Genomic DNA, 20,448 nt, shown 5'->3' with positions numbered 1-20,448 from the left:
GATTTCTCCCAGTTTTTACATCTGTCTCAATCGCTCCACCCGCTCTGAGATAGGAGGGTGCGTATAGAAAAGTTTCTTCAGACTGCCTTCTTTTTTAGGATCGCTGATATAGAGAGCTGCACTGGCATCATCAACATGATGTTCCATTGGCTCGCTGTGATCCAGCTTGAGTAGGGCATTAATCATCCCTTGCGGATTGCGGGTCAGCTCTACACTGGAAGCATCAGCCAGAAACTCCCGCTGACGAGAAATGGCCAACTGCACTAAGGTAGCTGCCAAAGGTGCCAGAATGATGGCAATTAGCGATACGATAAGGAGAATAATTCCCAAACCACTATCGTTATCTCGATCATTACTACTGCGCCGTCCGCCACCAAACCACATCATACGGCCAGCCAGGCTAGACAACATAGTAATAGCACTAGCCAAAGCCACAGCAATTGTTGAAATTCGAATATCATAATTGCGAATATGACTGACTTCATGACCAATCACTCCCTCAAGCTCCTCACGATTCATGATTTGCAAGATACCTGTAGTTGCTGCGACAGCTGCATTTTCAGGCTTAGATCCGGTCGCAAAAGCATTGGGAGAGGGATCCTCTACGATATAGACACGTGGCATAGGAATCTGAGCGACCATGGCCATATCTTGAACAATATGATAGAGTTCAGGTGCTTCCTGCTCAGAGACCTCGCGAGCTCCGTTCATAGCCATGACCACTTCTGTAGACTGAAAAATCATCACTCCGGCATAAATCGCTCCGATAATCAAGGCAAGTAAGATACCACCTACAGCAGACCGCAGCCAGAGATAGCCAATAGCTGCTCCAAGTAGAGCCAAGAGACCGAAAAAAGCGATAAGGAGGAGCCAAGTCCTCCTTTTATTGCTGGCAATTTGATCAAATAGCATCTTAGTCACCTAGTCCAGTGCTGCCAAAGTCAACTTTTGGCACAGCCTTTTCTTCTTCTGGTGTCTTGAGGAAGTCTGCAGCTTTAAAGCCAAACATTCCTGCAACAATATTGCTTGGGAAAGTTTCCAGCTTGACATTGTAGTTGCTAGTTACTGAATTATAAAGCTGACGAGAATAAGCGATTTTATTTTCAGTATTGGTCAGTTCTTCCTGCAACTTCAGGTAGTTGGTGTTCGCTTTCAGATCTGGATAGCTTTCAGCTACTGCAAAGATTCCAGAAATCTGACGAGAAAGGGCGTCACTGGCTTGCATGGCTTCGGCTGGTGAAGCAGCTGAAGCTACCTGGTTGCGCAGTTGGGTTACCTTTTCCAAGGTTGCCTGCTCGTACTTGCCATAGCCTTTGACCGTTTCCAAGAGGTTAGGAATCAAGTCATTACGGCGTTTGAGCTGCACATCGATCTGACTCCAAGCTTCCTGAGTCTGCATGCGGCTTTTAACCAAGGTATTGTAAGCACCAACAACGAAGAATGCTAAAACCGCGACAATAATAAGAACAATAATAAAAGTCATGATATACTCCTTCAATTTTGATTAGACTTATTATATCAAAAAATAGTGGAACTGTCTTTATTCTTGACATTGATTTAGAAAAGATGTACGATAAAGGAAAGAATAAACCGACTGTCGGTCGAACAAAATTTTACTACCAAAAAGGATGCAAACATGGCTAATAAAAAAGACTTTATCTTAGATACCGCTCAGGAGCTTTTTATGGAGCAAGGCTTTGACCAGACCTCTATCTCCCAGATTTTAGAAGCGACTCAAATCGCCCGCGGTACTCTCTACTATTACTTTTCTTCTAAGGAAGAGATAATGGATGCCATCATTGAGCGAACCATTGAAAGAGCATTTACAGCTTCCCAAGCCTTTGCTGATAATCGTGGACTGACTATCATAGAGCGCTTGGTTGGCAGTATGGCTGCTCTGAATCTCAATCACCAAGAGGGAGAGGGAGTACTGCTGCATCTCAATCAGCCGCAAAATGCGCTCCTGCACGAAAAGACCAATCAAATTCTTCTTGAACGGGCACCCCAGATTTTACTTCCCATCATCCAAGACGGCATCGCCGCTGGAGACATGAAGACTGACTATCCATACGAAAGTCTAGAAATGATTCTTACTTATTCACTACAAGCTTTTGGCAGCAGTTTTCAGGCTCTCCCCCCAGAAAAACTGCAGCAAAAACTGCAGGCTTTTCTCTATCTTTTAGAAACTATTTTTCACAGCCGGCAAGGCTACTTCAATCCCTTTCTATCTTTGATTCAGACTCAAAGCAGCTAGAAAGCTAAGCACTAGATTTACTATTTACACTTACTTGCCATTACAAGCATAAGGAGGCAACTATGAAACAATCAGGTTTTAGACTCTTTTTATTGATTTGGATAGGAAGCCTCATTTCAGAAATCGGCTCTGGTATGACTTCTTTCGCTTTAGGTGTTTATATCTTCCAGCTGACCGGTTTGGTTTCTGTTTCTTCTTTTGTTACCCTTTGTGCTTTCCTACCCGGTCTTTTGCTTACTCCTCTGGCTGGAATTCTGGCAGATCGCTATGACCGAAGATTGCTGATGGCCCTGGGAGATGGCCTGTCAGGCTTAGGAGTTCTCTGGATTTACTTTAGTCTGAAGAATCCTGCTTTGATTTTTATCTGTATCGGAGCTGCCATTAGCTCGCTCTTTTCAGCCTTGGTCAATCCGGCCTTTCGAGCTACGATTTCCGACTTGCTGCCTGAGGACCAGTTATCAAAAGCAACTGGTTTGTCCCAGATTAATGGCATTGCCCGCTATCTGATTTCACCAGCCTTGGCTGGAATGATTTTGGCGAGTGGACATATCAGCACGATTCTGTTGCTGGATTTTTCAACCATTTTCGTGACAGTAGCCTGCACCTTGCTCGCTCGTAGGGCCATTCACACACAAGTTTATAGCAGTGATAGTCGTTTCTGGGCGGATTTCCTTAAAGGTTTTCAAATCGTCTATAGAAAAAAAGGAATCTGGATTTTAGTCCTAGCTGGAACAGGCTTTTCCTTCTTTTTGGGAACAGTCCAAATCCTGCTTTCTCCCTTGGTGCTAGCTTTCGCAGACGCCAAAACAGCCGGCTTGGTCATGACCATCTCCAGCAGCGGGATGCTGATAGGAGGCTTGGTTCTGGGGATATTTGCTATAAAAAAACACTTCCATCGTATGCTCTGGCTATCTCTATTTCTACTGGGACTCTTCATGGTTGGGCTGGGAATGAAAGAAAACTTCATCTGGATTTGCAGCTTTGGCTTCCTCCTCTTTGCTGCCCTGCCTTTCGCCAATACAGCCATTGACTATCTGGTCCGCATTAATATTAACAAAGCCGATCAAGGCAAGACTTGGGGGACCATTGGGATTATTTCTCAGCTGGGTTATGTTCTAGCTTATGCCGGCATGGGTTGGGTGGCGGACACTCTTTTCAAGCCATCACTGACTTACTTTGGCTGGCTGGCAAATTCTGTCGGAAAAATCATCGGTGTTGGAGGAGGCAGAGGCTATGGTTTGCTCTTTATCCTATCCGGTATCTCTATCAGCATCGGTGCTTATCTGCTCTCCCGAGCACGTTCAGTAAAGGAGCTGGAATATGTTTCAACGCTTGATAAAAAATGATTTAAAAGAAAACAAAGTCAGTATGCTGGTCATCGGGCTTTTCCTTCTTCTGACTCTGACTCTAAGTTTTGCAGCTACACGCTTGACCGTCAGTCTCACTAGCTCCATTGAGCGCTTTGTGGAAACAGCTAAAAGTCCTCACCTACTACAGATGCACAGCGGAAATGTCGACCGAAAACGGATGCAAAACTTCGTCCAGCAACATCCAGAAATTGCCTCTTGGCAGCTGACAGACTTTGTCAATGTGGAAGGATCAGCCATCCGCATCAATGAGAAAAACTCACTTCAGGACAGCTCCCAGGATAATGGCTTTTCCAGTCAGAACCAAAACTTTGACTTTCTGCTAGATCAGAATAACCAGCCAGCCCAGCCTCGAACAGGTCAAGTTTTCATCCCCCTCTACTACTACAACAGCGGAAAAATCAAAATCGGTGACCAAATAAGAGTCGGCAAGCTGCAGCTGACTGTCCAGGGATTTATCCGAGATGCCCAGATGAATGCCGGTCTAGTCTCCTCCAAACGCTTCCTCATCTCACAGACTGATTTGCAGATTCTGAAAACAGAAGCATTTGCATCTAATGAGAATTTGATCGCCTTTCGAGTGCATAAGCTTAGCCAGATTTCTACTATCGAGCAAGCCTATAAAAATGCGGAGCTTGAGTCCAACGGGCCGCCTATGATTACCTATCCGACTATCAAGATGATTAACGGCTTCAATGATGCTCTAGTCATCCTAGTCATGGGGCTACTGGTTATGGCCATCATTGGCATCACCTTTCTCTACATGCGCTTTGCCCTCTTGACCAAGATTCAAGAAGACCTGCAGCAGATTGCCGTTATGAAGGTAATGGGACTCCCCCAAAGCTTTATCAACAGGGTCTACCTGACCAAGTATTATTTCTGTCTGGCTCTAGCAACCATCGCTGGATGGGAACTGTCCTTTCTCCTGAGTTCTCCTTTTAAAAAGCAGATGGCACTGTCTATGGGGCAAAGTCCGACGCCCTTCTATAGCTATCTTTTGGAAATGCTAGTGGCTCTACTGCTCTGTCTCTTGGTCTTCTGGCTGACTGCCCGGCCTCTCAGCTCTTTTAAGAAAATGACACCCGGCCAAGCTTTAAGATTAGCTTCTTCCAACAGTCTGACTGAGACTCGTTCTACTCCGAAAATGGGCTTACCGACTATCCCCTTCTTAGACAGACCCTATTTCGCCCTAAAAACGATTCTCAGTCATAAAAAACTCTATTTGACTATCTTGTTCATTGTCAGTCTGATTAGCCTGCTTATCCTGCTGCCAGCCAGTCTCTACAGCACTGTGATGGACAAGAATTTCATTCAGTATCTGGGAGCCGGTCAGGCAGATGTGTTGGTTGATATTTCTCAGACTGAAGATATTGATACCAAGGCTGCCCAGCTTCTGAAAGAACTGCGGGCAGACAAGGATATCGCAGAGATTAATCAGTACCAGAGCCAGAATTTCTCCTATCAAGACCAGCAAGGTCAGACCCAGCAGTTGCGAGTAACTCTGGGAAACCATGCGGGATTTCCAGTCAAATACAGCCAAGGCCGCTATCCTAAAAACGAGCATGAAATTGCCCTCTCCAAGCTTAAGGCAGAAGAGCTCAAGCTAAAAGTAGGAGACAGCTTGACCTTGACGGTAGACGGTCAAGCCAGAAAACTAAAAGTGGTTGGTATCTACTCAGACCTGACCTACGGCGGCAAGACCGCCAAGGCTGTCTTTGTGACAAAGCAAGCTCAAACACTCAATAGTCTGACGACCATCCGTCTTAAAGATACTAGCAACAAAGCTCAAAAAATCAACGAATGGAAAAAACGCTATTCCAACTATAAATTAACCGACGTAGAAGACTTTTTCCATCAGACTTTTGATGACACTCTGGCCATGCTCCGCCTGATTCAGACCAGCGTTTTCTGGACAGGGCTCGGCATTGTCTTCATCCTTATGACTCTCTTTGTCTATATGATTTTCACCAAGGACCAAGCTGACTTGGCACTTTATCGGATGCTGGGATTTGGCAGTGAACGACTCAGGAGCCACTACCTGCTCGCTGTCTGCTTCATCTTGATGCTGGCTTTGGCAATAGCCGACCTGCTGCTCCTTAGTCTAGGGCAAGAAGTCTGCAGTCTGCTGCTCAGCAGCTTCGGTATCAGCAAACTCCAGCTCATCATCAATAAGTCCCTTACTTTTCTATGGACACCGCTGGCTCTGCTTCTTAGCGGACTCACAGCAGCACACATCAGTCTCCGAGCTCTGAACAAGCTGGAAATTGGACGCTATCTCAAGGAACATTCATCTTAAGCAGATAGTTTACGAGCACTTAGTATTTATTTTACATCCGAGGAGAAGCCTATGTTATTAGAAGCACATAACCTCAGCAAAAGCTATCAGGAAAATCAGGACCCCATTCTCCGTGATTTGTCGCTAGAGATTGAAAGCGGCCAATTCATCGCCATCATGGGGCCGTCTGGCTGCGGGAAATCCACTCTTCTCAATCTTCTGTCCACCATTGACAGACCTGACCAAGGACAGATTCTTTACCAGGGACAGGACCTGCTAGCTATGAAAGACAAGGACTTAGACCGCCTTCGCAGAGAGGCTTTCGGCTTTGTCTTCCAGCAGGCAACCTTCCTGAAAAATCTCAATATCCTAGACAATATCTGCCTACCGAGTATTATTGGTAAGAAAAGCAGCGAGCGAAAGGCAGCCTATGAGCGAGCCAAGGAGTTAATGGCTCTGACTGGCATTAAGGACATTGCTCACCGCTCTATCCATCAGGTATCGGGCGGCCAGCTCCAGCGAGCCGGCATCTGCCGGGCTCTCATGAACCAGCCTCGAATCATTTTTGCTGACGAGCCGACAGGAGCGCTCAATTCTCAGGCTGGCCGTCAAGCTATGGAACTCATGCAGCACTTCCACCAGCAGGGTGCTAGCATTCTCCTAGTGACACATGATGCCAGCGTGGCTACCTATGCAGATAAGGTCCTGCTCATTTTAGATGGCGAGATAGAGAAAGAAGTTCTCTTTGACCCAACCGCTAATCAGGATGAGCGGCGCCAGCTGCTCTTGGCGGAGCTCAATCAGATTGGCATATAAGAAAAGAGGCCCTTCGGCAGAATGCTGGGGTCTCCTTTTTATGATATAATAGGATGAATACTGACAAACAAGGATGAAACTATGACACTGCAAGAATTTTACCAGCTATTGAGCCAGCAGGGAATCGAGCTGACCGACCGCCAGAAAGACCAGTTTGAGCGTTATTTTGAACTTCTGGTTGAATGGAATGAAAAAATTAATCTGACAGCTATCACCGAGAAAAATGAAGTCTATCTCAAGCATTTCTATGATTCAATTGCCCCTGTTTTGCAAGGCCTGATTGTTAATCAAGAACTCAAGCTGCTGGACATCGGTGCCGGTGCCGGCTTTCCCAGTCTCCCTATGAAAATCATCTGCCCCCAGCTGGATGTGACTATCATTGACTCGCTCAACAAACGAATCAACTTCCTCAAACTGCTAGCTGAAGAGCTGGAGCTGGACAAGGTTCACTTCTACCACGGCCGCGCAGAAGACTTTGCTCAGGACAAGGCTTTTCGGGCTCAATTTGACCTGGTCACTGCCCGTGCAGTCGCTCGGATGCAGGTCCTATCTGAGCTGACCATTCCCTACCTAAAAGTTGGCGGGAAGCTTTTGGCGCTTAAGGCTTCTAATGCTCCTGAAGAACTTGAAGAAGCAAAAAATGCCCTCAACTTACTCTTTAGCAAGGTTCAAGACAACCTCAGCTATGCCCTACCAAACGGTGACCCCCGCTTTATCACAGTGGTGGAAAAGAAGAAAGAAACACCCAATAAATACCCCCGCAAAGCCGGTATGCCAAATAAAAGACCGTTATAAGAAAAAAATCAGGCAAGGATTGTCTGATTTTTTATGTCATCTTCAATAATTCAATTTGCTTCAGCCGTTCTTTTTTAACAGCTTCAAAATCACCTTGATACATCTTGTTTATCAAGGTAATAGCAAAATCTGTTGCCCAAAGGCCATGATATTTAACATGGGGACTAGCCACAAGCTGAGCCATAGTTCGATAGAACCTCACTTTAACTACATCTTCTTCCTTTTTTGCTAAACGTGAAATCTCAAAGCTCAGATTTCTAGCAGCATGATAAGAACTCTCCCCAGCTAACCAGTCATCCATAGCGATAAGAGCCTGTTTCATCTCTTTTGTAAATGCAAAAGCAGTTAGCTCCGAAAGATGAGCAGCATATACTTGGCAAAATCGAACTACTTCTTGGTGTGTTTTTTCTTCATAAACTTTAATAAAGGCTTTCTTCAAGTCTGGCGCGTCCTCTATTTTCCCCAAAGGTTTTTGATAAGCATAGATATCCATATTTCACTTTCCTCCATCCTACCTCCACGGATTGTAAAAGCGACCGTGATTGACTGCGAAGAGGGCAAAGCAGAGTAATAGAAAGGCGACTGCCAGTGTCAGTACCAGCATATCTCGTTTGCTTAGAGCCTGATAGGTATACCAGGTCCGTTTTTTATTTTTCCCGAAACGGCGCAGCTCCATGGCTGTGGCAATGGTATTGATGCGCTCTAGTGAGCTGAAAATCAGCGGAATGATAATCTGCAGATTTCCCTTCACGCGCTGAGCCAGTTTGGCTTTCTTGGATAATTCCTGCCCACGCGCTTCCTGAGACATTCTGATTAGGAAGAATTCTTCCTGCAAATCTGGAATATAGCGGAGCGTCAGACTGACTGCGTAAGCAATTTTATAGGAAATGCCAAGCTGATGTAGGCTGGAAGCAAACTGATTGGGATGGGTTGTCATGAGGAAAATCACTGCCAGAGGTATAGTAGAAACATACTTGAGCAGGAGATTAAAGAGATAGAACAGCTCCTGAGCTGTTAGATTATAAGCTCCCCATCCGGTCCAGAAGACATCTTTGGCTCCATAGATATCGACACCATACTCAGGTGCAAAAAGATAGACCATCACTAAGTTAAGAGCAGCAAAGGATGCCGCAAAGACTAAAACAAATGAAATGTCTCGAATGCGGATATAGGACAGCCGAAAGAGACAGAGGGACAGCAGGGCTAGCCCCAGCAAAAAGCGAGTATCATAGCTGATCATGGCTGCCACTGATACCAGAACGAAGAACAGCATCTTGCTGGCACCGGACAAACCATGAAGAAACGTCTCGCCTGCATGGTAGCCGATTAATTTTCGCTGATTAAGCATGCTTGTCCTCCTTTTCTCGCATATAAAACTCAGTCAAAGCCAGAGGGTCGGCACCAATCTTCTCAGCCAGAGCAAAGATTGACGTTTCTTTTAGATGAGCTGCCGAAATCAACTCTTGATCTGTCAGCACCTGAGCAGGCGCCTTATCGGCTAAAATCTGACCATCCACCACAACCACTGCCCGATCTGAGTAATCCAGCATCAGCTGCATATCGTGCGTAATCATGATAATTGTATGTCCCTGCTGGTTGAGCTCGTCTAGAAAGTCCATCATCTCTGTATAATGGCGCTGGTCCTGACCAGCTGTCGGCTCATCCAAGAGGATAATCTCCGGATTCAGCACCAAGATAGACGCAATGGTCACCCGCTTCTTCTGGCCGAAAGACAGGGCCGAAATCGGCCAACTACGAAATTCATAGAGTCCACAGGTTTTGAGAGCCGCATGGACCCGCTCTTCGATTTCCGCTTCTGCCAGTCCGCGCAAACGCAAACCTAGAGCCACTTCATCAAAAATCATGGCTGCCGAAATCATCTGATTGGGATTCTGCAGGACATAGCCAATCCGCTCAGCTCGCTCCTTGATGGAGTCTCCTTTGATGTCCTGAACTTTCCACCTATAGCTCCCATCAGTCTCGATAAACTGACAGAGGGCCTTGGCCAGGGTTGACTTACCAGCTCCATTTTTACCAACGATGGCTATTCGCTCACCCTTGAAAATCTTCAGATTGATATCCTGCAAAATAGGCTTGCCGCCGCTCTGGTAAGCAAAGGACACATGCTCCAGTTCCAGCAATGGCTCCTGAAGCTCTTTATCAGAATCAGACCAGTCTCTGCCCTCAAAGGTCACATCTGCCAGCTGCAGCTGATCCAAGCGGGACAAGTCTTCAGTCTTTTCCAATTCAACGCCCAGCTGGCGTAGAGTGGTAATATAAAGCGGCTCGCGGATGCCGTTTTCAGCTAGCAGCTGGGTTCTGAGCAGGTCATCCGGCTGTCCATTAAAGAGAATGCGTCCGTCATTGACAAGCACTAGCCGGTCTACAGGCCGATAAAGAACATCTTCCAAGCGGTGCTCGATAATCAGAGTCGTCGTTGCCGTCTCCCGATGAAGCTGGTCAATCAAATCAATGGTATCCTGCCCTGACTTGGGATCCAGATTGGCCAAGGGCTCGTCAAAAAGCAGAATAGGACTCTCGTCAATCAAAACCCCAGCCAGACTGACGCGCTGCTTTTGACCGCCTGATAGATCCTGGGGCCGATGCTGCAAAAGCTCCGATAAATCCAGCTTCTCTGACCAGGTTTGGACTTTTTCGCGCATAAGCGACAGCTCCATCACATCATTTTCCAGCGCAAAGGCCAGATCTTCTGCTACGCTAAGCCCGATAAACTGGCCATCCGTGTCCTGCAAGACCGTGCTGACTAGATTGGACTTATCATAAATGCTGGATTCAAAGGCTGGCTGCCCCTTAATCAAGAGCTGACCGCTGGCCTCTCCTTTATAAATGTTGGGGATAATTCCATTGAGGCACTGGCCTAGCGTTGATTTACCAGAGCCAGACGGACCGACAATCAGAACCTTCTCCCCCTCGAAAATAGTCAGATTGATCTGCTTCAGGGTCGGCTCAGACTGTGCCTGATATTGAAAGCTAAAATCTTCAAATTGGATAATTGGTTTTTTCATCTTATTTCTCTATAATGCCAGAGCGATTTGAATCGCTAGATTGGCAATCTTATCTTTTTCGTCTAAGTCTGCATGATTGGCTAGGTTGCGCATATCCCAAGCTTCCTCAGACAAGTGATCGGCTGCATAAAAGAACTGGCAGACGGTTATCTCTCGAAAAGCTGCCAAGGCCGCTACAGCTGAGCATTCCATATCCACACAGATCACTCCCTCGGCCTTTCTCTGGCGGAGTTTAGCTGGTGTCTCACGGTAAATGCCGTCTGTCGTCCAGACCTTGCCCTTGCTGTGGGAAATACCGCGCTCGTCCAGAAAAGCCGTCAGAAAATCTTTCAAGCCAAGATTGACTTCCTGCTCACGGCTAGCCGGCTGGTAGTGATAGCTAGTTCCCTCATCACGCAGGGCCTCCGTCGGGATAATGACAGACGTTTCCTTAATCTCCTCATCCAAGATACCGCAAGTACCGAAAAGCACCAGCTTCTTCATGCCAAAAGCAATCAAGTCTTCCAGAATAGCCACACAGGCCGAAGCTCCAACAGGTGCATTGAAGAGAGCCAGTTCCCATCCATCCACGAAAACACGATAGATAGGAATTTCAATATTAGCCATGCTAGTCGTCGTAATCAGCTCATGTTCAAAATCCGCCAACATCCGCGCAAAAGTCTCTCTGGCAAAGCAGGAAACAGCCGTCTCCGGAAAACCTTCTATGGATTCATTCAAATCTTCTGGGTTAATGATGGCCTTGCGACTTTGGTCAAATTCTTCAAGTATCATAGGCTTGCTCTCTTACCCCTTTCTTCCTGATGAAACAGCCAGCAGAACTCTGCTAACTTCATCTTACCATTGTATCATAAAAAGGCGGTCTGCTGAACGCTGCCTGCATATTTTCTACATAGCCAAAGCCATAGGCAGACTCAATAGCTACAAGTGAAGTAGTTACTTTGTCCTATGATTTTCCAATAAAAAAAGACTGGGCATAACTCCCAATCTCATCTTACATAAGGGCCGTTGCAGCAGTAATCAAGCCAAATACGATGCCCGGCATATTAGCCGCTGCCAAAGGAATGTCCCGCTTCTCTTTAAATAAACCATAAATGACCCAGAGAGTACAGTTTAGAGCAGCTACTGAAGGCTGGATAAAGTCACCCTTATTGCCAGCTAGATTATTCATAATCTGTGGGATATAGGAAACATACATCATAACAGACATAAAAGTGGCCACCCAGCCCAAGATTAGCATGTGTTTTTCTTTCATTTCGCTCTCCTTTTTATAAAACTGACCTCTATTCTATAGCTTCTTTTTGAAATTTTCAAGATATTTTCAATAATGTTATCAAAACGAAAAGAGTCACAAAATTGTGAGAACTGCTGACAGACCTAAAAAAGCCGCCTTTTGACAGCTCTGTTAAGATTCACAAAGTAGATTTTCCTAACGCTAAAACTTCGGTTCTCCTTCGGGAAGTTGATCCAAGATGGCTTCCAGTTCCAGCCGATTGAGTGGCTGAATCCGGATCTGGCTGGAATCCAGATAGCTACGGTGAGTCTCTGGAATCTTCTCCAAAAAAGCTTTTAAATCCTTTGTTGTCAGATATTTATAGCCCTGCGGACTGCTGCCATCCTCTATCAGGATATGAAGATGCCATTCCATGTCTTGACTAGCACCGCTCTCAATCATCTCTTTAACCAAGTAGCCCTTGGGCATGGGCTGAGTCGGAAGGACTGTGTCCACTCCTTCTGCCAGAACATAAGAGCCCAGATATTTCCCACCCTGATCCTTATAATACTTAGGAGTAGAAAATTGACTCTGAACCTGCTGCATCTCGGCCATCTGCCTGCCAAACTCCTCCACAGGATCTTCAGCTTTGAATAGTTCCAGAAGTTTTTCCTGCGACATGTACAAATCATGAGCATAGCCTTCAAAAACATGCATAGGCGCAGCTGCAACTCTGGCATCGTTCAGGCCGTAGAGAATATCCGCTTCAAAATCAATATTAAAAATCCCGTCAGCGGTATAAGTGGTGCCGTATTCATCGACAATATCTTGCTTCATCTTCTGAGCCAAACGACTCATGAAGAGAATCGCCCCTTTCCAGTCACCTACCGTCGATGGTGTCAAGACGCGGACCTGATAGGTTTCCCGGTCTGGCAGATAATAAACTTCAAACCCACGGCCTGCTCCTTCCCAATAGACAGCCAGAAAAGTTCCGACCTGATCCAAGGATTGATAAGCCTTATCTCCCTCGAGACCTACGACCTCCAGCCCTTCCACCAAGGACACTAGAGACAAGGGTGTTTCCACGGCCTTATAGCTAAACAAACCCTTTCGATTCTGAATGTAAAAAGAAATACTCATACCATGCTCCTTTCTAACTACAAAAGCCTTTCAGAAAGCGAGAAAATGCAAAAACAAAACTCAATACTGGTATAAACTAGCTTTTCTCCAAGACTTTTAAGGATAAACTCCATTCTTAAAACGGACTCTGGTATTAGTATAACATTTTTGGAGGAAAAAGACGAAAAACCTGTATTCATGAAGAGACTTTCCAACTGAAAGTTTCATCAATACAGATTCTAAGAATATATTTGAACTTCATAAAAAGGCAATGAATAAACTTCTAAGAGAACAAAACTCATTCTGAGCACTTCTTATTTTTTATCCTGCTGCGTCAGCTCCTGATTGTAGGACAAAGCTAGATCAATCCAGTAAGACAGTTCTTTTTGTCCTTCGCCATCTAAATCAATATAGCCATGATAAAGCCTACCCTTCATTAAAGTCACGCTAGCACCATTTTTAGGCAGAACCTGCTTTTCCAGTTCCTTACCAATGCGTACCATGACAAGCTCTTGACTTCTCGAACTCACAGTAACGGTCATCTTACCTCGAACCATAAAAGCCAAGCCACCAAACATCTTCTTCTCTTCTACCTCTTCTTCAAAAACATGAGGGGGAAGATCAGTAGCTAAAATGGCACGGACTTGCTGGGCTAAGGATTCACTATAAGCCATCCTCCTGCCTCATTTCATCACATCCCAGCCGATACCAAAACGGTCAATCAAGCGGCCATAAAACTCTGCGAAAGCTTGTTCCTCTAAAGGATAGAGAATTTGTCCACCTTCAGCAAGCTTAGCAAATAGCTCATCGGCTTCTTCTCTACTGTCTGGGCTCAGAACTAACCATTGATTGGGCTGATGATTGCTAGGAATAGATAGGTCGTTAAAAATGCCTACATCTTCACCATGCAGGGTTAAGTTTTCCGTATCTAAGGCAATCCAGGCAAGCTTATCCCGTTTTTCTGCAGGAAGGTTTGCTGGATCCATCATCTCACTGGCTCGGACAAGTCCCTTAATCTCTGTCTGAAAAAGGTCAGCATAAAAACGAAAAGCTTCTTCTGCCTGACCATTAAAACTTAAAAACACGTCTAATTTCATTATTGTTCCTCAAATTTTTTATATCTGAGAATAAATCTCTAGTATCAGTTTATCAATTAGGATAAAAATTTTCTTATTCTCAATTGCGCTTGTTTGGCTAGGGAACGCATGATTAAAACTGGAAGATTAACTGTAATAGGTGGATCGCTGGGCAAGGGCCTGCGCATGATGATTTCCTCCTGATAGATGCTATTGCATGAAAAAGTGAGAGGCCCATCGCTGCCCCAGCGAAAGTTATGCTTCAAGACATAGTTTTTAGTTAGGCGTAAATCCGCCAGCAATTCACAGGCCAAAAGATAGTAGTGGCCATCGGGTACATTTTCAAAAGTAAACTGTCTCTCCTGACTCAGTGCTACTCCGATAATCGGCTCTTCTTTAGGTATGCGGGTTTTAAAAAGCCCGACACAGCTAATGCGTGGTTCATACCCCTCAGGATAAGATAGCGCCACAGTCAACCGATTGCCACTTTTACAGTCGGGATCCTGATGCAAGAAAGCTCCCTTCTCATCCAGCTGTTTGACCATAAAATCATAAGCCTTGGTTGATTCCTGATAATATTTTTTAGGCGAAAGTCCAGTATGCCGCTTAAAAGTATTAGAAAAACTGCCTAGACTATCATAACCAGCTTCCATAGAGGTCTCAGTCACATTTTGCCGACCTTCCACAATTTCCTGAATCCCTTTTTCCATCTTAAGAGCTTCCACATATTGCTTGATAGAAAAGCCCATCTTTTTCTTGAAAGTTCTGGATAGATGGGAAGGACTATAATGGAAATACTGAGCCAAATCGGTCAGACTCAGCTCTTGATCTGTATGCTGACGTAGATAGGCCGCCACTTCTTCCATGATAGCTTTAGACATAGACTTGCTCCTTTCCCATTTATTTAAGCCCATTATATCACATCAAAAAGAAAGGACAAAAAATCAGAACTGTGGAAAGAAAATCCGAAATCAAGCGATAATCCGCGAGATGTCCCAAGAATCGTTGGAAATAGTCTACTTTCCCAAATCTCTGTCCAACAAGACTTTTACATGCAAATAAATAACAAAAAAACTTTAGACATTTGAAACGTCTAAAGTTTTTAGTTTTTCTTAGGAATTTAGAAACTTGCCTTACCATCAAAAATAGTCAGCTTATGCAAATTTTCCATGCCTGCAATAATGGGTCTAGCTTTTGCAATGAGATTTTGAAAAACTTCCAAGGTCAGACTGTCATTGTGAGCTTGCTCGCTCTCCCAAACTTCGTAAATATAGATGCTGTTGGGTTCATCTGCCTTCTCACCTAAGATATAGCAGAAACAAGTGTCAAGATTTTGCATTTCTTTGACAACTTCTTGCATGTAAGCAGTAAGTTCCTGCACCTCTCCTTCTTGGGCCATTAATTTCCCATAAACACAAAATTTTTCCATTAGGATCTCTCCTTATTACTGAGCCACCAGTGTTTCCAAGCTTTCTCCAATCGCAGCCAAACGCTCTATCACTTCTGCTTGGCTCAAGTCGTTTTCAGCCACATAGCGATTGCGAGGGTGAACACGGCATTCATGAGAGCAGCCACGGAGGTACTTGTCTTCATTTTCTTCTGAAGTCAGGATGCGGCGGTTACACTCTGGATTGCCACAGTTAACATAGCGCTCGCAAGGAGTCCCGTCAAACCAGTCTTTCCCAATCACGACTGGATCAACATGGTTGATATCAACGGAGATACGCTCATCAAAGACATACATCTTACCATCCCAAAGTTCACCTTGAACTTCTGGATCCTTGCCGTAAGTCGCGATACCGCCATGAAGCTGACCGACATCCTTGTATCCTTCACGCACCATCCAGCCTGAAAATTTCTCACAGCGAACACCACCGGTACAGTAAACAACCACGCGCTTGTCCATGAACTTCTCTTTGTTATCACGGACCCATTGCGGCAACTCGCGGAAGTTGCGGATGTCTGGACGGATGGCACCGCGGAAGTGCCCCAGATCGTACTCATAGTCGTTACGTGTGTCAAGGACAACAGTGTCTTCGTCCAAGAGGGCTTCCTTAAATTCCTTGGGTGATAGGTATGCTCCTGTCGTCTCCAGTGGGTTGATGTCATTGTCAAAATCATTGTCTTCCAAGCCCAAGTGCACGATTTCTTTCTTGTAGCGAACAAACATTTTTTTGAAGGCCTGCTCATTTTCTTCGTCAATCTTGAACCAAAGGTCCTCCATACCCGGAAGACTGTGCACATAATCCATGTATTTTTGAGTGGTTTCATAATCACCAGAAACCGTTCCGTTGATTCCCTCATCTGCTACCAAGATACGGCCTTTAAGACCGATAGATTTACAGAAAGCCAGATGATCAGCTGCAAATTTCTCAGCATTCTCAATCGGAACATATTTGTAGTAAAGTAGGACGCGAATATCTTTTGCCATAAGATTTCAACTCTCTTTTCTCTATAAAATTTTCTGAATTTTTTAATTCATCTATTTATTATAACCTGATTGAAAAAACTGGGCAAAATATTTGTTTGAAAAATAGCAGAGCTGGAAAGTTTAAGCGAGAAGGACAAGTTATCACTCTTCTTCCAATTGATCCAAATACTTCTCAAAGCGCTTTTTCTGCCATTTATTTATATACTCCAAGAAAATATTGACCAGCAGCATAAAGGGAAAGTGAATGACAAACGTAATAAAAATAACAAATAGAAACATGGGGTGAAAAACACTGTTATGATAAATAACATGATTCAGTTGGAAATTCTGGCAGGCAATCAAAAGAGTTAGAGACCCCGTCCAAGCTGCTATACCCCAAATAGTCAGACTGAAACTATTGTAATAATTGGCTCCCAGATACTGAGCCCGAAAGAAGAAATATAAGCAGGCGATAATGATCAAAACCAAGAAGGGCTGATAGTTAATGGCTCTAGCATTCATAGCTACAGAACCAGCATATAAGGCTAAACCACCATACAAGAAGAGACTAAAAGCCTCCATACCAGCCTTATTAACCAGCTGCTCTTCCCGCTCGTCCAAGATCTGTCGTTTAATAAGTTTAATTTTCATGACTAGTCCTTTCTCTATTCAATCCAAAACAATTGATCCAGCGTCTTATTGAGACATTTGCAAATCGCTAAGCATAAACTGAGACTGGGATTGTACTTACCTGCCTCAATCAGGCCAATGGTCTGGCGGGTCACTCCGATAGCATCTGCCAAGTCCCCCTGGGTCATATCATGCTCAGCTCGTGCCATTTTTAGTCTAAGATTTTTTGCCATGGTCATCATCCTTATCATTTTTCTTCTTTGTTGCTATGCCTAAAAGTGCACAACCAATTGTAATATCACTGCCAGCAAAAATAAGAAAAGTCTGATTTTGATTGTTCAGTCCTATAACCAAAAAAATGATACCCAAAACAAGCCAAATAAGTGGTGAATATATATTTTTGATGTTTTTCATATCGCTTCTCCCTTCATTTTTATAAGTCTATTATACAATATATTTTAAATAATGCAATATATAAATTACATTTTATCTTGTATTTTTAACATTATTTCAGAAGTAATCTCCACGCTTCTAAACATCAAAAAGAGAAGACCAGTTTGGTCTTCTCAAAATCTTAGCTTATCAGCAACCTAGCTCTGTTGACAAAGCCCCAAAGTCTTCTCAGTCGCTATGGCTTGCTTAACATTTAGTCAGGGCAGAGACTTCTATTTCCCATACCTACCCTAAAACTTATTTTTTAAATGCTTCCCAATCCTTCATAAACTGAGCTATTCCGTTTGTAGTCAGTGGATGCTGCGTCATTTTTTCAAATAAATTATCCGGAATGGTCGCAATGTGAGCACCAAGTTTTGCAACAGCTTCAACATGCGCTGAATTACGAATGCTAGCTGCGATGATTTCAGCTTCAAAATCATAAATATCAATAATCGTGCGCAAATCTGCAATCAGTTGATAGGCATCTGTTCCGATATCTTCCAAACGTCCAACAAAAGGACTGATGAAGGTAGCTCCAGCTTTCATAGCCATGAGTCCTTGAGAAACTGTAAAAATCAAGGTAACATTCGTTTTAATTCCCTCTTTTGAAAGGACAGAGACAGCTTTTAAACCTTCCGTTGTCATTGGAATTTTGACAACAACGTTATCAGCCCATTTAGCAATATCCCGTGCTTCTGCAATCATTTCAGGTGCTGTCAAGCCAGTAACCTCTGCACTAACAGGACCACTTACAATCTCACAGATTTCTTGAATAACCGTTTTAAAATCGCGGCCTTCACGTGAAATAATTGTTGGGTTAGTTGTTACGCCATCCACAACACCTAATTCATTAATCGCTTTGATAGCTGCCACATCAGCTGTATCTAAGAAAAATTTCATACCACATGTCCTCCTAGGCTTCTTAATTTAAGCCTTTATTAAAAATAGCACTTGTCATCACAACAAGTAGAACAAAAACAACAATGGTCATCATGAAGGCCATCCAGCCAAACTGACCAATTTTACCTAAAATACACATTGGAATCGATAATCCCTGAGCCTAAAAATTAAAAGGGCTCTCTTTTACGAATCAAGAAGCGGGAAATTGCAAGTTACAACCAACTCAGCTGAAACATTTTCTACCCACACCATATCTATATCTTAGAGGTCCAGAGGTCCAGACATCCAGCCGTCAGAGCACCTGATTCTGCTGCTAAAACTATGTAGGCACAAACATCAATAACACGTTGGAACTAGCTGAGTCACATAAGAACCAAAGAGACTTTAAACTATTCAAATCTTTGGTTGTTCTTGATTCGTTGGCAACGAACTTACCGACTCCTATTCCCCATTATAGTACAAATTTAAAGCGTTTTCAAAAAAAGACTAGGAAAATCTACAAATTTCTGATTCGCAAGAGCTGTTCTAAAATTTACTCTTGTCTTTTATCTCATCTAAATATATCGTCTTATATTGTAAGTACTTTTAGGAAGTCATAAATTTCTTAAATTTTCCAGTTCCTAGTGGACAACTGTATGATTCACCACTAGCAAAAAAAGCCGCCCAGTCGTATAGGCAGCTATTCTTTGATAGAAACTACTATGATTAATCCTTTTTCAGACTTCCTGCGCGGGTGCGGGTGCGAGCGTAGGCAGTCAGCAGGACAGTTCCGATGACTGCTACTGTCGCAGAATTCACCAGAATTGCTACAATACTTTGAGCAATGACTTTATTAACCGGCTCACCAGACACAATCACGTCACCAATTGGGCCGATTAGCCAAGCGATTGCATTGGCTCCAAACTGAATCAAGTTAAAGCGGATAATATCCTTGACTTCAAATTTTCCTTCTTCCACTTGGAAGAATTTTCTAAAGAAGCCAACCAATAGACCGAAGACCCCGCTGCCGGCAATCCAGAACCACCAAAGTCCGCCACCACTCATAGCGTCTTTAATGGCATGGCCAATGAAGCCCATCAAGAAACCAACGATTGGTCCAAAAATGACGCTAAAAAGAGCTTGCAGAGGGTATTGGAGCTGTATGCTGGTATTGGGTACAGGCGTTGGGATATTGATCATTCCGATGACCACGAATAGGGCTGCTCCAATTCCTGTTGCGACTACGTTTCTGATTGTATTATTTTTCATGTTCTTCTTCCTTAATTTTCAATTCTCTTGATTTCAATATGCCACTGGGCACCGACGCCAACATTGTAGGCCTTAGCAAAGGAACCTTGGTTAATCGCTAAACCGACCCGATAGAGGGAGTTGATATAGAGGATAGGCTGGCCGATGCGGACATCCGCAAAGGACTTGCCATAGGTTACTTGGTTTTGATAGACCAGCATGTCATTATTGTAAATAGTAACTTCAAAGCGGTCGCCAAATTCTGGTTTTAAAGTGTAGAATTCCTCGCGGGTAATAGAGGTCCAGAGAGAGCCGAAGCGAACATCCAGGATATCAATAGCTCCGCTGACATAATTATCCGCAAGCGTGGTCTCTACTACCTGAATTTCGACAATGTCTTCAACTTTAAGCTCTGGTCCAACCTCTTCAAAACTGATATGGCCGCTGGCTAGCTTGGCACCTGTATAGGCATAGACATCACGGCCGTGGAAAGTATAGGAATGCTCCGTATCCTTACGGCGATTTTCCACTTCAGAAATTTCCCGAATGGCCTCAATTCCGACATGCTTCTTGATGAAAGACAGGGTACCATTGTCAGGCGTGACGATGTACTGGCCCTTTTTAGTCTTGGCTACCACACTCTTACGCTTGGAGCCAACGCCCGGATCCACTACCGACACAAAGGTCGTTCCTGCTGGCCAGTAATTAACCGTCTGAAAGAGGCGATAGCTTCCCTCAAAGATATTGTAAGGGGTGATATCGTGAGTCAGATGATGAATTTTCAGAGTGGGCGATTCTTCTAGCGCCACTCCAATCATGGCTGACACAGCTCCATCTACCAGACCAAAGTCCGACTGGAGTACGAGTAAATTGTTCATGTTTTCTCCTTAGTTATATTTACAATGATA

24 protein-coding genes are annotated in these 20,448 nt (G+C 44.2%); 5 read left to right on the top strand and 19 right to left on the bottom strand.

Annotated features, from left to right (window positions below; genetic code table 11):
* Positions 1-15 precede the first annotated feature (15 nt).
* Complete coding sequence (htpX, locus tag HMPREF9380_RS08085) at positions 16-912, bottom strand: zinc metalloprotease HtpX (RefSeq protein WP_032907213.1); 897 nt, start codon at positions 910-912, stop codon at positions 16-18.
* Position 913: 1 nt separating this feature from the next.
* A complete protein-coding gene (locus tag HMPREF9380_RS08090) occupies positions 914-1,483 on the bottom strand; it encodes a LemA family protein (RefSeq protein ID WP_002915741.1) in 570 nt (189 codons plus the stop codon).
* A 153-nt stretch (positions 1,484-1,636) separates the two neighbouring features.
* Here HMPREF9380_RS08090 and HMPREF9380_RS08095 point away from each other — a divergent pair, with 153 nt between their 5' ends.
* From HMPREF9380_RS08095 to rsmG, 5 genes are all read left to right on the top strand, one after another.
* Entirely contained in the window at positions 1,637-2,254 is a 618-nt protein-coding gene (locus tag HMPREF9380_RS08095) for a TetR/AcrR family transcriptional regulator (protein ID WP_002932480.1), read from the top strand.
* A 62-nt stretch (positions 2,255-2,316) separates the two neighbouring features.
* Positions 2,317-3,600, top strand: a complete 1,284-nt coding sequence (locus HMPREF9380_RS08100; RefSeq protein ID WP_002932478.1) for an MFS transporter — start codon at positions 2,317-2,319, stop codon at positions 3,598-3,600.
* Positions 3,575-5,917, top strand: a complete 2,343-nt coding sequence (locus tag HMPREF9380_RS08105) for an ABC transporter permease (RefSeq protein ID WP_002932477.1) — start codon at positions 3,575-3,577, stop codon at positions 5,915-5,917. Before HMPREF9380_RS08100 ends, HMPREF9380_RS08105 begins: the two co-directional genes overlap by 26 nt.
* A 51-nt stretch (positions 5,918-5,968) precedes the next feature.
* Positions 5,969-6,712 (top strand): ABC transporter ATP-binding protein, encoded by a 744-nt coding sequence (locus HMPREF9380_RS08110; RefSeq protein ID WP_002932475.1) that lies wholly within the window; start codon positions 5,969-5,971, stop codon positions 6,710-6,712.
* Between the two features lie 81 nt (positions 6,713-6,793).
* Positions 6,794-7,507 carry a 16S rRNA (guanine(527)-N(7))-methyltransferase RsmG gene (rsmG, locus tag HMPREF9380_RS08115; protein ID WP_002932471.1) on the top strand — a complete coding sequence of 238 codons (714 nt, stop codon included), beginning with the start codon at positions 6,794-6,796 and terminating at the stop codon, positions 7,505-7,507.
* Positions 7,508-7,538: 31 nt separating this feature from the next.
* Here rsmG and HMPREF9380_RS08120 read toward each other — a convergent pair whose 3' ends face one another.
* The 17 genes from HMPREF9380_RS08120 to HMPREF9380_RS08200 all read right to left on the bottom strand — a co-directional run bounded on the left by HMPREF9380_RS08120 (position 7,539) and on the right by HMPREF9380_RS08200 (position 20,418).
* Positions 7,539-8,000, bottom strand: a complete 462-nt coding sequence (locus tag HMPREF9380_RS08120) for a putative immunity protein (RefSeq protein WP_002932469.1) — start codon at positions 7,998-8,000, stop codon at positions 7,539-7,541.
* A gap of 18 nt (positions 8,001-8,018) precedes the next feature.
* Complete coding sequence (locus HMPREF9380_RS08125; RefSeq protein ID WP_002932466.1) at positions 8,019-8,855, bottom strand: energy-coupling factor transporter transmembrane component T family protein; 837 nt, start codon at positions 8,853-8,855, stop codon at positions 8,019-8,021.
* Positions 8,848-10,533 carry an ABC transporter ATP-binding protein gene (locus tag HMPREF9380_RS08130; RefSeq protein ID WP_002932464.1) on the bottom strand — a complete coding sequence of 562 codons (1,686 nt, stop codon included), beginning with the start codon at positions 10,531-10,533 and terminating at the stop codon, positions 8,848-8,850. The genes HMPREF9380_RS08125 and HMPREF9380_RS08130 overlap by 8 nt, the downstream gene beginning before the upstream one ends.
* A gap of 9 nt (positions 10,534-10,542) precedes the next feature.
* The gene (locus HMPREF9380_RS08135) at positions 10,543-11,304 is read right to left on the bottom strand and encodes a nucleoside phosphorylase (protein ID WP_002932463.1); all 762 of its coding nucleotides are present in this window, start codon (positions 11,302-11,304) and stop codon (positions 10,543-10,545) included.
* A gap of 220 nt (positions 11,305-11,524) precedes the next feature.
* Positions 11,525-11,785, bottom strand: coding sequence for a SemiSWEET family transporter (locus tag HMPREF9380_RS08140; RefSeq protein ID WP_002898091.1), 261 nt, complete (start codon positions 11,783-11,785; stop codon positions 11,525-11,527).
* A 180-nt stretch (positions 11,786-11,965) separates the two neighbouring features.
* Positions 11,966-12,883 (bottom strand): DUF4299 family protein, encoded by a 918-nt coding sequence (locus HMPREF9380_RS08145; RefSeq protein WP_002932461.1) that lies wholly within the window; start codon positions 12,881-12,883, stop codon positions 11,966-11,968.
* A gap of 293 nt (positions 12,884-13,176) precedes the next feature.
* On the bottom strand, positions 13,177-13,536 hold the full coding sequence (locus HMPREF9380_RS08150) for a TfoX/Sxy family protein (RefSeq protein WP_002932458.1): 360 nt from the start codon (positions 13,534-13,536) through the stop codon (positions 13,177-13,179).
* Positions 13,537-13,545: 9 nt separating this feature from the next.
* Complete coding sequence (locus HMPREF9380_RS08155; RefSeq protein ID WP_002932455.1) at positions 13,546-13,959, bottom strand: VOC family protein; 414 nt, start codon at positions 13,957-13,959, stop codon at positions 13,546-13,548.
* Positions 13,960-14,015: 56 nt separating this feature from the next.
* Positions 14,016-14,819 carry a helix-turn-helix transcriptional regulator gene (locus HMPREF9380_RS08160; RefSeq protein WP_032907209.1) on the bottom strand — a complete coding sequence of 268 codons (804 nt, stop codon included), beginning with the start codon at positions 14,817-14,819 and terminating at the stop codon, positions 14,016-14,018.
* 239 nt (positions 14,820-15,058) lie between these two features.
* Entirely contained in the window at positions 15,059-15,367 is a 309-nt protein-coding gene (locus tag HMPREF9380_RS08165; RefSeq protein ID WP_002932445.1) for a putative quinol monooxygenase, read from the bottom strand.
* 15 nt (positions 15,368-15,382) lie between these two features.
* Positions 15,383-16,369, bottom strand: coding sequence for an oxygen-dependent tRNA uridine(34) hydroxylase TrhO (gene trhO, locus HMPREF9380_RS08170; RefSeq protein WP_002932442.1), 987 nt, complete (start codon positions 16,367-16,369; stop codon positions 15,383-15,385).
* A 141-nt stretch (positions 16,370-16,510) separates the two neighbouring features.
* The gene (locus tag HMPREF9380_RS08175) at positions 16,511-16,999 is read right to left on the bottom strand and encodes a DUF6773 family protein (protein WP_002896267.1); all 489 of its coding nucleotides are present in this window, start codon (positions 16,997-16,999) and stop codon (positions 16,511-16,513) included.
* Positions 17,000-17,013: 14 nt separating this feature from the next.
* Positions 17,014-17,211, bottom strand: a complete 198-nt coding sequence (locus HMPREF9380_RS08180; RefSeq protein WP_002896268.1) for a helix-turn-helix transcriptional regulator — start codon at positions 17,209-17,211, stop codon at positions 17,014-17,016.
* Positions 17,195-17,392 carry a hypothetical protein gene (locus HMPREF9380_RS08185; RefSeq protein ID WP_002896269.1) on the bottom strand — a complete coding sequence of 66 codons (198 nt, stop codon included), beginning with the start codon at positions 17,390-17,392 and terminating at the stop codon, positions 17,195-17,197. Before HMPREF9380_RS08185 ends, HMPREF9380_RS08180 begins: the two co-directional genes overlap by 17 nt.
* A gap of 276 nt (positions 17,393-17,668) precedes the next feature.
* Positions 17,669-18,313, bottom strand: coding sequence for a fructose-6-phosphate aldolase (gene fsa / locus HMPREF9380_RS08190; protein WP_002932437.1), 645 nt, complete (start codon positions 18,311-18,313; stop codon positions 17,669-17,671).
* A 705-nt stretch (positions 18,314-19,018) separates the two neighbouring features.
* Positions 19,019-19,561 carry an ECF-type riboflavin transporter substrate-binding protein gene (locus HMPREF9380_RS08195; protein WP_002900998.1) on the bottom strand — a complete coding sequence of 181 codons (543 nt, stop codon included), beginning with the start codon at positions 19,559-19,561 and terminating at the stop codon, positions 19,019-19,021.
* A gap of 11 nt (positions 19,562-19,572) precedes the next feature.
* Positions 19,573-20,418 carry an SAM hydrolase/SAM-dependent halogenase family protein gene (locus HMPREF9380_RS08200; protein WP_002932433.1) on the bottom strand — a complete coding sequence of 282 codons (846 nt, stop codon included), beginning with the start codon at positions 20,416-20,418 and terminating at the stop codon, positions 19,573-19,575.
* Positions 20,419-20,448: the final 30 nt, after the last annotated feature.

The organism is Streptococcus sanguinis SK49, from assembly GCF_000212815.1.
GTDB lineage: Bacteria > Bacillota > Bacilli > Lactobacillales > Streptococcaceae > Streptococcus > Streptococcus sanguinis_C.
Note: the sequence above shows the minus strand (reverse complement) of the source record. Positions and strands in the feature narration are given on the sequence as shown.